We start from the raw sequence: 11,597 nt of genomic DNA on the forward strand, positions 1-11,597 counted from the left end.
TGCCGGGCCGGGCGGTGCACCCGACCGGTCGCGCGCGCCGACCTGCGGCGCGTTCGTTGCCGATCCACCAGCCTAGGCGATCACCCGCGTCCGACCAGCGCGAGACCGGCCCCGGTCTCGCGCGGGGCCGGTGCGTCCGCCGCGCCGGGGTCGTCCGGCGTGCCGGTCCCCTCCCCGGGGGCCGCGTCGTCGTGCAGGTCCACGGGTGCCTGCGCCCACGGGTCGTCCGCGATCGCCTCGCCGGCGTGCACGTCTCCGGCGTGGTCGTCGCCCGCGTGCTCCTCACCCGCGCGCCCGGTGGTCCCCGCGGCCGCGGCACCGCCGCCGACGCGCGCCGTGCCGCCGCGCGTGCTGCGCGCGAACGCCGTCGAGCCGAACACGAGGTCGTGCCCGAGCGCGACGGCCTCGAGCACGAGCTCGGTCCGCGGGCCGTCGGGCGACGTCCACTCCGACGTGCCGACCCTGCCGACGACCACCACCGGGTCCCCCTTGTGCAGGGACCGCGCGACGTTGTCCGCCACCTGCCGCCACGCCTTCACGGTCCACCAGACCGTCGGACCGTCGCGGTAGGTGCCGGTGTCGCGGTCGTGGACCCGCCGCGTCGACGCGAGCCGGAACTGCGCGTACGGGGTCCCGCCGCCGTCGAGGTGGTAGGCCCGCACGTCGGAGCCGACCCAGCCGACGACCGTCACGTCCTGGGTGTGTGCGCCCATGAGCTGTCCTGTCTGCCGTGGCCCCGCGAGCGGCGGGGCGTGTGGCGACATCGTGCGGTCGCCGGGCCCCGCGGCCGGTGGCCCCGTCGCGCCCTCGTGGACCGGCCGGGCGACGTCAGGGGCTGGGGTCTGCTCAGCGCGTCGCGGGTGCCCCGGCCGCCTGCGCGACGAGCTCGCGCACGCGGCGGTGCTCGGCCAGCACGTCCTGCGTGGGCGCGAGCAGACGCGCACGGGCGACCGACTCGATCGCCGACCGTCCCTCCGCGAGCACCCGCTCGGCGCGCTGGGCCGCGGACCGGCGCCGCGCCGCCGACGCGAGGAGCCCCACGACGAGCGCGGCACCGAGCAGCGCGGCGACGACGACGCCGGGCGGCACCCACCCCGGGTCCGCCCCCAGGGCGTCGGCGACGACGAGACCGGCGCCCACCAGCCCGAGGACCCCCAGGACGACCGCGAGCACCGACAGCACGCGTGCGACCGGCGACGCCCGCGCCGTCACCGTGACGTGCGTGAGCGCGTCGGTGACGGCGAGCCGCAGCTCCGGAGTCGTCGCCACCCGGTGGCGCAGGTCGTCGGCCCAGCGGGACGGCAGGCCCTGCGTCACGCTCGTCAGCCAGGCCGAGCGTGCGAGACCCACGCCGTCGCCGTGCACGTCGCCCAGGCGCGGGGGGCGGGAACTGCCGCCCCGCACGACCGCGGCGACCGCCGCCGCGACGGCGGGCAGCCCGGCTGCCGACGCGAGCTTGTCCACGACCGTCCCCAGGGCGAGCTGCGACGGCGCGGGCTCGCGCGTGCCGACCTGCGTGGCCGCGAGACGGGCCGCCTGCGCCACCTCCGCGTCGGCGTGCGCGGCCGCCACGGACCGGCGAGCGACGGCGTCCGCGAGGGCGTCCCGCAGGTCGGCCACGCCGTCGCCGGTCGTCGCGGACACGCCGTGCACCCGCACGTCCGGCAGGCCGTCCTCCGCCAGCAGGCGGTGCACGTCGGCGAGCAGCTCGCCGCGGACCTCGGGCGCGACCGTGTCGACCTGGTTCATCACGAGCAGCATGGAGGCGTCGCGACCGGCGAGGTGGCGCAGGTAGCCGGAGTGCAGCGCGTCGTCGGCGTACTTCTGCGGGTCGACCACCCACACCAGCAGGTCGACCTGCGGCAGCACGCGGTCGACGACCTCGCGGTGCTCGGGCGCGATGGAGTCGTGGTCGGGCAGGTCCAGGAGCACGAGGCCGCGCAGCGCCGCCTCGTGGTCGGCGTCGAGGACGCTCTCCCGCTCGATGCGGTTCTCGACGTCGACCCCGAGCCAGTCGAGCAGCGCGTCGCCGTCCGCGCCCCAGACGCACGCGGTGACGCGCGACGTCGTGGGACGGCGCACGCCGACGTCCGCGAACCGCAGGCCGCTCACCGCGTTGAACAGGCTCGACTTGCCGGAGCCCGTGCCGCCGACGAGCGCCACGACCGTGTGGTCGACGCCGATGACCAGCCGGTCGCGCACGCGGTCGACCGCGGCGCCGACGGATGCGACGACGTCCGGGTCGGCCCGCTCGCCGCTGATCGTCAGCGCCCCCTCGAGGGCGTCGACCCGCGCGGTGAGCGCCGCGGTGTCCGCGCCGCGCACGGCCGCGTCGAGGTGGTGCCGGCCCCGCGCGCCGGGGGCCGCCGCGGTCACCTCGGCCGCGTCGGGCCCCGGGTCGTCGCCGACCATCTCCGGCTCGGCGTCGGCCGCCACGCGGGCCGCGGGGTCGGTCCGCACCGCGGCCGGCAGGACCGCGGGGACGGGCGCCGGGACGGAGGGCGGTGTGACGTCGTCGGTGCTCATGTCAGCCCCTTGAGGACGGCGAGCCGCAGCCGCAGGCGCGAGGACGCGTCGGCGGCGAGGTCGGGATCGGCGAGCGCCGCGTCGGCGCCGGCGCGCTCGACGTCCACCTGGGCCCGGGCCCGGCGCACGAGGTCGGCGCGGAGGTCCTCGACGAGGGCGTCCGCGGCGTCGGGCACCAGCGTGCGCAGCGCCTCGTGGGCCTCGTCGAGCCCGGCCGCCGCGGCGAGCGCGAGCGCCGCCAGCCCGTCCTCCCCCACCGCGCGCGTGACGTCGCGCCGGCGGGCCGCGACGGCGTCGTCCGGCGCGGCGGCGGCCAGCGCCGCCCGGGCGGCACGGGACCCTTCCGCGGTCCAGGCGCGCGCGGCGCGTTCGGCCGCGGCGACGCGGGCCTGGTCGCCGGCCCCCCAGCGCACGACCAGCGACGGCCCGCCCGCCGGCGCGCCCGGGCCCGTGAGGGTCGCCCGCAGGGAGTCCTCCGCGCGGCCCCCGACGGCGACGAGCACGGCGGCCGCCGACTCGGTCAGCTCGCCGAGCAAGGGCTCGACCGCCACCGCCCGGGTGCGCGCGAGGCGCGCACCACCGCGGACCCGGCCCGAGCGGCGCACGAGCCTCGCGAACGGCCCGCCCCGCGCGGTCAGCTCCGCCCACCGCGCGCGGACGGCACCGTCGGCGACCGCACCGGCGCGGACGGTCGCCTCCGCCTCGCTGCGCGGGCCGTCGACGGCGTCGTCGAGGGCGCGCGCGATGCCGGCCGCCGCGTCCGCCTGGTCCTGCACGGCGTCGGCCAGCTCGTCGACCCACGGGCGCAGCGCCGCGAGCGCCCCGCGCAGCGTGCGGCCGACGACCGTGCGCGCGCGGTCCGGCCCCGCCAGCATCGTCAGCCAGCGCAGCACGGGCGCCACGACGCGCTGCTCGAGCAGCCCCTCGTGCGGCCCGACGTCGGGGATGACGAACAGCGGGGAGCCGGCCAGGCCGTGCGCGCGGAGCCGGTCCAGCAGGTCGCCGCGCACCGTCGGCAGGCTCGCCGGGGGCACGCGGTTGAGGACCATCGCGATCGACGTCGAGCGCTCCACGGCCGCCTCGAGCACGCGCCACGGCAGGGCGTCCCCGTACCGGGCGGCGGTCGTGACGAAGAGCCAGAGGTCGGCGGCCTCCAGGAGGCGGTGCGCCGACTCGCGGTTGGACTCCAGCACCGAGTCGAGGTCGGGCGCGTCCAGCAGGGCGATGCCGCGCGGCACGGAGTCGGCGGCGACGGCCTCGACGCTGTCGAGCACCGGGTGGTGCGACAGCAGGTCGGCGTCGAGCGGGTGGTGCACGAGGACCGGCTCGCGTGTCGTCGGCCGCAGGACGCCGGCGGCGCTCACCTCGCGCCCCACGAGGGAGTTGACGAGCGTCGACTTGCCGGCGCCGGTCGAGCCGGCGACGACCACGACCGCCGGTGCGGACAGCTCGGTGAGCCGTGGCACGAGGTGCTCGCCGAGCTGGTCGACCAGCCGTGCCCGCGACGCCCGCGCCTGCTCGATGCCGTCGAGCTCCAGCGGGAACGACGTCGCCTCGACGTCCCGCCGCAGGTCACGCACCGCGTCGAGCAGGGACGTCTGTGCCAGCGGACGCACGAGGACGTCGGCGGCCGCGCTCGCGCCGGCCGCGGGCACGCCTGCGTGGCGCCCCGGCGTGGGCGCGGACGTCCGGGCTGGCACGAAGCCGGGCTGGGCGCTCACGCGCCCATTGTCGCCTCCCTGCGATGACCAGGCCAAACGCGGCACGCGGGTGACGTGCCACGAGTCCGTCCCGGTCGACCCGCCGGGCCGCTCCCCGGGGCGGGCGCAGGTGGCGCCACTAGGCTGGCCGGGTCCGCCCCCGTAGCTCAACGGATAGAGCAACGGCCTTCTAATCCGTCGGTTGCAGGTTCGAGTCCTGCCGGGGGCGCCACTCCCCTTCCGTGCGCACCCGCGCGGCGCCGCGCGGGACCGCGCCCCGGGGCCGGGCGCGCCACGCGTGCCGACGAGAACCCGCCCCGGGCCCCGATCCCCCTGCCGCCGCCGGCCGGCCGGACAAATGCGGTGACACGGTGCGTCGGCGCTGGTGGGATGGCTCCACCGACCCATCGAGCGACCACCCCGTGACCCGGGGTGCGCCGCCGCACGCCCAGGAGGCACCACCATGCACCCGCTCAGCACCTACGACGTCGTCCGCTCCGACCACCGGCTGCGGCTCACCGCGTCGGCGAGGCTCCGTACCCGCGCGCAGCGCCGCGCGTCACGCCGGACGGACGCCTCCGGTCGCCCGCCCGAACGGCCGCAGTCCCGCCCGGTGCCCGTGCCGGTGCACGCGCACGGCTGGACGCTGACGTCCTGACCGCCGCCGTGCACCTGACGGCCACGACACCAGCGCCCCACCGAACCAGCGCCCCACCGAACCGGCCCGACGGCCCCTGCTCCCGCTCTCCCGGGACGGGGGCCGTCGTCGTGCGGGCGCCCACCAGGGCCGGCAGACGCCCTGCGCGCGCCGCGCGATCACCCGTCCACGCGGGCTGCCCGGCCACCCGGCCGTGCCACCATGGCGCCCATGAGCCCGTCCGCCCGCCGTCGCGACGCCACGTCAGCGGGCACGCCGGACGAGCCGGCCGGTCGGACGACGGGGCGCGTCTGATGGGTCGGCACGCCGGCGGCGCCCAGCCGACCCCGCCGTGGCCCCGCCGCCTCGGCGCGGCCGCCCTGCGCTGGGGTGGTCGCCTCCTGCTCGGGGTCGTGGCGGCCGGGGTCGTCCTGCTCGCCCTGCGCTGGACCGGCGTCACCGGGACCTCGGCGCGCGCACTGGCCGCGGCCGCCGGCCTGCTCGTCGTCGTCGCCGCGGCCCTCGCCGCGACCGTTCCGCCGGCCGCCGCTCCCCCGACCCGCCCCGACTCCATCGACGGCCCGGCGCACGGTCCAGGGTCGCGCGGTCGCTGACGCGGCAGCCCTACGCTGTCGGGCGTGAGTACCGCAGGGACGTCCCCGAGCAGCGACCGCGCCGACACCGCGTCGCCCACCGCACCGGCGCCGGCCGGCAGCCAGAGCAGCAACGACCGCATCGTGTGGGTCGACTGCGAGATGACCGGCCTCGACCTCGAGCACGACGCGCTCGTCGAGGTCGCCGCCGTCGTCACCGACTCCGAGCTGCGGGTCCTCGGCGACGGCGTCGACGTCGTCATCGCGCCCCCGCCCGCGGCCCTGGAGCAGATGGGCGAGTTCGTCCGCAGCATGCACACGACGTCCGGGCTGCTCCCGGCGCTCGAGCACGGCGTGACGCTCGAGGAGGCGCAGGAGCAGGTCCTCGCGTACGTGCGGCAGTGGGTGCCCGAGCCGGGCAAGGCACCGCTCGCGGGCAACTCGGTGGGCACCGACAAGACGTTCCTCGACCGTGACATGCCCGAGCTGGTGGGCCACCTGCACTACCGGGTCGTCGACGTGTCCTCGATCAAGGAGCTGGCCCGCCGCTGGTACCCGCGCGTGTACTTCGCGGCGCCGGAGAAGAACGGGGGCCACCGTGCCCTCGCCGACATCCTCGAGAGCATCGACGAGCTGCGGTACTACCGCGCGGCGCTGATGCCGGCGGGCGCGGGGCCGGACTCGGCGACCGCCCGCCGCGCGGCCGCCGAGGTCGTCGCGACGAGCGTCAAGCGGGGCGTCCTCGCCGAGTGAGTCCGGGAGGTCGGTGCCCGCGGAGCGATCCACGGGCACCGACGTCCTGCGACGACGCGTCCTGCGACGACGCATGCCCGGAACGACGCGTCCCGGGAACGACGCAGGGCGCCGGCCTGAGGCCGACGCCCTGCGAGAGGGTGGCTAACGGGACTTGAACCCGCGACCCCCTGGACCACAACCAGGTGCTCTACCAGGCTGAGCTATAGCCACCACGTCGGGCACGCGAACGCGCCCCGGCCCGCCGCTGACGCGGTGGGCCGTCAGAAAGTGTAGCGGAGCAGAACCGGCCTCCGGACACGCCCGGCCCACCGCCCACCGTGGGCGCCGTCACAGCCGCGCCGCGACCGCCTCCGCGAAGCGCTCCACGGCACCCTCCGCCTGGTCGAAGAACAGCGACGGCTCCGTGAGCTCGACCTCCAGCACCACGGGCTCTCCCGCGTCGTCGGGGATGAGGTCGACGCGCGTGTAGAGCAGCGGTGCCCGGTCCGGGAAGATCTCCGCGATCGCGGCGACGGCCCGGTCGGCCAGCGCACGCTCGGCGTCCGTGGCGTCCCGCGGCGTCATGGCCTCGTCGCGGTACAGCACGCCCTCGGCGTCGGCCGCCCGGTACGGCCCCTCGAGGAGCGGCCCCTTGCGGACCGAGTGGCTGAACTCCCCGTCGACGTACACCAGCGCGGTCTCACCCTCGGTGTCGACCCGGGTGAGGTAGCGCTGCAGCATCACGTGCCGGCCCACGGCGAGCAGGTTCTTGGCGTGCGTGATGGCGAGCGAGCGGGACGGCGTGACGCCCGCGTCGTAGCGCCCCGTGTCGCGCGAGCCCGCACTGACCGTGGGCTTGATGACGAAGTCGCCGAACGCGGGGAACCGCGTGTGGATCGCCCGCGAGTTGAGCTGCCGCTCGGGGTCGAGCCAGATGGTCGGCACGATCGGGATGCCGCGCTGCTCGAGGTCGCGCAGGTACGTCTTGTCGATGTTCCACGCCACCACGTCGGACGGGTTGATCAGCGTGGACGTGCGCTCGACGCGCCGCGTCCACTCGATGAACTGCGCGGGGCGGTCCGTGTAGTCCCACGTCGAGCGGATGAGCACGTGCGGGTAGGCCCCCCAGTCGACGGTCGGGTCGTCCCAGACGACGACGTCCGACGGCACGCCCCGCGCGCTCAGCGCGGCGCGCAGCGTGTGGTCGTCCGCGTCCAGCTTGGGCAGCTCGGCACAGGTCGCCAGGGCCAGGCGTGCGGTGGGTTCGCTCACGAGGGGCACTGTACCCAGGGCGTGTGACACCGTGGCGCGGCGACGCCCGCGGCGGCGTGCTCGGCGCTCAGCCCGTACCCGCGGCGTCGTCCGTGAGGCGGTGCAGCGCACGGACGACCGACTGGGCGGTGACCGTCCCCACCACGACCCCGTCGTCGACGACCGGCACGGCCGTGAGCGCCGTCCCACGGGCGTCCACCGCGCGCGTCAGCACCGTGACCACGTCCCCCAGCTCCGCGCCGAGCCGGACCGCGTCCGCGCCCAGCCGGACCCCGTCCGCGGTCGGCGCCGCACGGCCGCGCGTGCCCGGCCCGCCCTCGCGGCCGTCGTCCGGGACGGGCTCGAGGTCCGCCCGCTCGAGGCGGCCGAGGGCGAGCAGCCGCGCGACGCGCCCGCGCCCCACCAGGTCCGCCACGGCCGCGGACGCGGGCCGCGCCACGACCTCGAGCGGGGGTGCCACCTGCTCGACGTGGGCGCCGGCGCCCAGCACCACGACGCGGTCCGCCATCCGCACGGCCTCGTCGATGTCGTGGGTCACCATCATCACGGTCGTGCCGAGCTCGCGCTGCAGGCGCAGGAACTCGGTCTGCAGCCGCGCCCGGCCCACGGGGTCGACGGCGCCGAACGGCTCGTCCATGAGCAGCACGGGCGGGTCGGCCGCGAGCGCCCGCGCCACGCCGACGCGCTGCCGCTCGCCGCCCGACAGCTCGTGGGGCCAGCGGCGTGCGTACCGGTCCGGCGCCAGCCCGACGAGCTCCAGCAGCTCGTCGACGCGCCGGCGCGTGCGCCCGCGGTCCCAGCCGAGGAGCCCGGGCACGGTGGCGACGTTCTGCGCGACGGTGCGGTGGGGGAACAGCCCGACGTGCTGGATGACGTAGCCGATGCGGCGCCGCAGCCGGACCGGGTCGGCCCGCGTCACGTCCTCCTCGCCCAGGAGGATGCGGCCCGACGTCGGCTCGACGAGCCGGTTCGCCATGCGCAGGGTGGTCGACTTGCCGCAGCCCGACGGCCCCACGAGGACGAGCATCTCGTGCTCGCCGACCGCGAGGGAGAGGTTGTCGACCGCCACCGAGCCGGCGTACTCCTTGCGGACCGCCTCGAACGTGATGGCCGGCGCCGAGCCGGGCGCCGGCGGCACGGGCACGGCCCCGCCGCCCTCGGTATCCGTCACGGCGAAGGACGCTACTGGTGCCCTCCGACAGCCGCGAACGGACGTCGGCCGCAGCGGCCGGTGCACCGCGAGGACGGTGCGGCGGCACGGCCCCGCCGCGCGCCGCCGGGAGGGCGCCGGAGGATGGCCCGGGGGCGCGTGTCGGACCCTCCCAGTAGCGTCGTCGCGTGTCCCCCGGCCCGGTCGCCACCGCCGTCGCCAACCCGTGGTTCTCGTGGACGTACCTCGAACGCAACGGGCAGGACGTGCTGCGCCATCTGGAGCAGCACGCCGCCCTGACGGCGCAGGCCGTGCTCCTCGCGCTCGCCGTCGCCCTCCCCCTGGCGGCCCTCGCCCACGTGCGGCCGCGCCTGGCGGGCGTCGTGCTCGCGGGCACGGGCGTCCTGTACACCGTCCCGTCCCTGGCGCTGTTCGCCGTCCTCGCGCCGTACACCGGCATCGGCCGCAGGACCGTGCTCATCGGGCTCGTGGTCTACGCGCTGCTCGTGCTCGTGCGCAACGTGCTCGTCGGCCTGCAGGGTGTCGACCCCGCGGTGCGAGACGCGGCGCGCGGCATGGGCTACGGGCGGGTGCGCATGCTGCTCGCGGTCGAGCTCCCGCAGGCGGTGCCGGCGGTGGTCACGGGCCTGCGGCTGGCGACGGTCAGCACCGTCGCGCTCGTGACCGTCGGCGTCGTGGTGGGCTACGGCGGCCTGGGTCAGCTGATGTTCCGCGGCTTCCGCAGCAACTACCGGGCCGAGGTCGTCACCGCGACCGTGCTGTGCCTGCTGCTGGCGCTGGTCGCCGACCTGCTGCTCGCGACGCTGGGGCGCCTGCTCACACCGTGGCACCGGTCGTCGCGCCGGGGGCGCGGCGCGTCCCCGGACGCGTCGGGGCCGACGGCACCCGGGCCGGCGGCCGCGGCCGCCCCGGCCCGTCGGGTGCCCGGAGAGGAGGCGGCGTGGACGTCCTGACCGAGGCCGTGCGCTGGCTGAACGACCCCCTGAACTGGACGGGGCGCCGCGGCGTGCTGGCGCTGACGGTCGACCACCTGCAGGTGTCGGCCGTCGCGGTGCTGATCGCGCTCGTCGTCGCGCTGCCGGTGGGGCTGTGGCTGGGTCACCGCGGGCGCGGTGCGACCGTCGGCGTCGTGGTGGCCAACACGACGCGGGCCCTGCCGACGCTCGCGCTGCTCATGCTGCTGGCGGCCAGCGGGTTCTTCGGGAACACCGCCACGGCCGTCGCGTGCGCCGTGTTCGCGGTCCCGCCGATCCTCGCGAACGCGGTCACCGGCGTCGCGGGCGTGGAGCCGGAGGTGCGCGACGCCGCCCGCGGCATCGGCATGTCCGCCGCGCGGGTGCTGTGGTCCGTCGAGATCCCGAACGCCGTCCCCCTGGTCGCGGCGGGGATCCGCACCGGGGCCGTGCAGGTGCTCGCGACGGTCCCGCTCGCGGCCCTCGTCGGCGGCACGAGCCTGGGCACCGTGGTCGTCACGGGCTTCGGCACCCAGCAGTACGGCCAGGCGCTCGCCGGAGGGCTGCTCGTGGCCGGGCTGTGCCTGCTCGTCGAGGCGCTCCTCGCGCTGGCGCAGCGCGCCGTCACGCCGGCGGGCCTGCGCGCCCGTGAGCGCGCCGGACGCGGTCAGCCGGCCCGCCGCCCCGGCCGCCGCCTCGCACACCGCCCGCGAGCCGCCGCGCTTGCCGGGGGCGCGGGCAGCGGGTCGAATGGGGACGATCACGCGCGGTGAGGCGCCGTGCGCGCCCGACCCGCCCGCAGGGCCGTCCGCGACGGCCGCCGTTCCCGAACGCCTGCGGCCCACCCGACCTGCGACCCCGGGGCCACCGCCCCGCTCGACGCCGACACACACGCCCACCCGCCGACCCGACGACCGGGCGGACGCCCTACCGACAGGAGCACCTCATGCGCACAGCACGGCGCACCCGCACCACCGCGCTCGCCGCGCTCGCCGTCGCGACCCTCGCCGTCGCCGGCTGCGGCGCTCCGGGCTCGGGCGGCGGCGAGGCCGAGCCGTCCGCCACGAGCACCTCCGGTCTCGCCGCCTGCGATCCCGTCGCCGGCGAGAGCCTGGTCGTTCTCGAGGACGACCTGGGCCTGCAGAACGCGGACAACGTCATCCCGGTCGTCAACGCCGAGGTCGCGCAGCAGAACCCCGCCGTCGTCGAGCTGCTCGACAGCGTGTCCGCCGCGCTCGACACGGACACGCTAATCCAGCTCAACAAGGCCGTCGACATCGACCGGCGCACCTCGAGCGAGGTGGCGCGGGAGTTCGTCGAGGAGGAGGGTCTCGCGGCGTCCGAGCAGACCGGCACGGGCACCGCCCTGACCGTCGGTGCCGCGAACTTCTCGGAGAGCCTCACCCTCGCCGAGATCTACGCCGAGGTGCTGCGCAGCGCCGGCTTCGACGCCCAGGCGCAGAGCATCGGCTCGCGGGAGACGTACCTCCCGGCCCTGCAGGACGGCACGCTGGCCGTGGTGCCCGAGTACGCCGCCACGCTCACGACCTACCTCAGCTCGCAGGTGAACGGCCCCGACGCCGAGTCCGGGGCGTCGGCCGACGTCGACGAGACCGTCGCGGCCCTGACGCCGCTCGCGGAGCAGAGCGGGCTCGTGGTCGGGCAGGCCTCGGCCGCCCAGGACCAGAACGCGTTCGCCGTCACCGCCGAGTTCGCGCAGGAGCACGACGTGCAGACGCTGTCCGAGCTGGCCGAGGCCTGCGGCGGCCTCGTGCTCGCCGGCCCCCCGGAGTGCCCGGAGCGCCCGTTCTGCCAGCCCGGCCTCGAGGAGACGTACGGCCTGGAGATCGGGGACTTCCAGTCCTACGAGCTCTCGCTGATCGGCCCGGCCGTGCGGCAGGGCGAGGCGGCGATCGGCCTGGTCCTGTCCTCCGACGGCTCGCTGGCGAGCACCGAGGACTGACGACCGACGACCGCGGGTGGGCGCGTCGCACGACGCGCCCACCCGCG

Annotated in this window: 11 protein-coding genes and 2 tRNA genes; 7 read left to right on the top strand and 6 right to left on the bottom strand. The window is 77.2% G+C overall.

The features are described 5' to 3' along the window. Window positions 1–80: 80 nt before the first annotated feature. The 3 genes from E5225_RS11365 to E5225_RS17545 form a co-directional block, all read right to left on the bottom strand. The gene (locus E5225_RS11365) at window positions 81–713 is read right to left on the bottom strand and encodes a single-stranded DNA-binding protein (protein ID WP_166436064.1); all 633 of its coding nucleotides are present in this window, start codon (window positions 711–713) and stop codon (window positions 81–83) included. A 133-nt stretch (window positions 714–846) separates the two neighbouring features. Continuing rightward, window positions 847–2,526, bottom strand: a complete 1,680-nt coding sequence (locus E5225_RS11370; protein ID WP_243738412.1) for a GTPase — start codon at window positions 2,524–2,526, stop codon at window positions 847–849. Continuing rightward, window positions 2,523–4,247, bottom strand: a complete 1,725-nt coding sequence (locus E5225_RS17545; RefSeq protein WP_167306019.1) for a GTPase domain-containing protein — start codon at window positions 4,245–4,247, stop codon at window positions 2,523–2,525. The genes E5225_RS11370 and E5225_RS17545 overlap by 4 nt, the downstream gene beginning before the upstream one ends. A 135-nt stretch (window positions 4,248–4,382) precedes the next feature. On the opposite strand from E5225_RS17545, the gene E5225_RS11380 reads away from it, so the two are divergent. The 4 genes from E5225_RS11380 to orn all read left to right on the top strand — a co-directional run bounded on the left by E5225_RS11380 (window position 4,383) and on the right by orn (window position 6,209). Next, window positions 4,383–4,458, top strand: a tRNA-Arg gene (locus E5225_RS11380). 231 nt (window positions 4,459–4,689) lie between these two features. Beyond that, entirely contained in the window at window positions 4,690–4,884 is a 195-nt protein-coding gene (locus E5225_RS11385; protein WP_135973994.1) for a hypothetical protein, read from the top strand. A 293-nt stretch (window positions 4,885–5,177) separates the two neighbouring features. After that, on the top strand, window positions 5,178–5,477 hold the full coding sequence (locus E5225_RS11390; RefSeq protein ID WP_135973993.1) for a hypothetical protein: 300 nt from the start codon (window positions 5,178–5,180) through the stop codon (window positions 5,475–5,477). Between the two features lie 24 nt (window positions 5,478–5,501). Continuing rightward, the gene (gene orn / locus E5225_RS11395; protein WP_135973992.1) at window positions 5,502–6,209 is read left to right on the top strand and encodes an oligoribonuclease; all 708 of its coding nucleotides are present in this window, start codon (window positions 5,502–5,504) and stop codon (window positions 6,207–6,209) included. 139 nt (window positions 6,210–6,348) lie between these two features. Here the strand turns inward: orn and E5225_RS11400 are convergent. The 3 genes from E5225_RS11400 to E5225_RS11410 all read right to left on the bottom strand — a co-directional run bounded on the left by E5225_RS11400 (window position 6,349) and on the right by E5225_RS11410 (window position 8,601). Further along, a tRNA-His gene (locus E5225_RS11400) sits at window positions 6,349–6,422 on the bottom strand. 117 nt (window positions 6,423–6,539) lie between these two features. Continuing rightward, a complete protein-coding gene (locus tag E5225_RS11405) occupies window positions 6,540–7,463 on the bottom strand; it encodes an ATP-grasp domain-containing protein (protein ID WP_166435986.1) in 924 nt (307 codons plus the stop codon). 67 nt (window positions 7,464–7,530) lie between these two features. Continuing rightward, the gene (locus E5225_RS11410; protein ID WP_135973997.1) at window positions 7,531–8,601 is read right to left on the bottom strand and encodes an ABC transporter ATP-binding protein; all 1,071 of its coding nucleotides are present in this window, start codon (window positions 8,599–8,601) and stop codon (window positions 7,531–7,533) included. A gap of 200 nt (window positions 8,602–8,801) precedes the next feature. Here E5225_RS11410 and E5225_RS11415 point away from each other — a divergent pair, with 200 nt between their 5' ends. The 3 genes from E5225_RS11415 (at window position 8,802) to E5225_RS11425 (ending at window position 11,550) form a co-directional block, all read left to right on the top strand. Then, on the top strand, window positions 8,802–9,587 hold the full coding sequence (locus E5225_RS11415; protein WP_135973990.1) for an ABC transporter permease subunit: 786 nt from the start codon (window positions 8,802–8,804) through the stop codon (window positions 9,585–9,587). Continuing rightward, window positions 9,575–10,360, top strand: coding sequence for an ABC transporter permease (locus tag E5225_RS11420; protein WP_135973989.1), 786 nt, complete (start codon window positions 9,575–9,577; stop codon window positions 10,358–10,360). The genes E5225_RS11415 and E5225_RS11420 overlap by 13 nt, the downstream gene beginning before the upstream one ends. Before the next feature lie 173 nt (window positions 10,361–10,533). Continuing rightward, window positions 10,534–11,550, top strand: coding sequence for a glycine betaine ABC transporter substrate-binding protein (locus E5225_RS11425; protein WP_135973988.1), 1,017 nt, complete (start codon window positions 10,534–10,536; stop codon window positions 11,548–11,550). Window positions 11,551–11,597 lie beyond the last annotated feature (47 nt).

The sequence above is a fragment of the Cellulomonas shaoxiangyii genome (genome assembly GCF_004798685.1).
In the GTDB taxonomy this organism is placed as follows: Bacteria; Actinomycetota; Actinomycetes; order Actinomycetales; family Cellulomonadaceae; genus Cellulomonas; species Cellulomonas shaoxiangyii.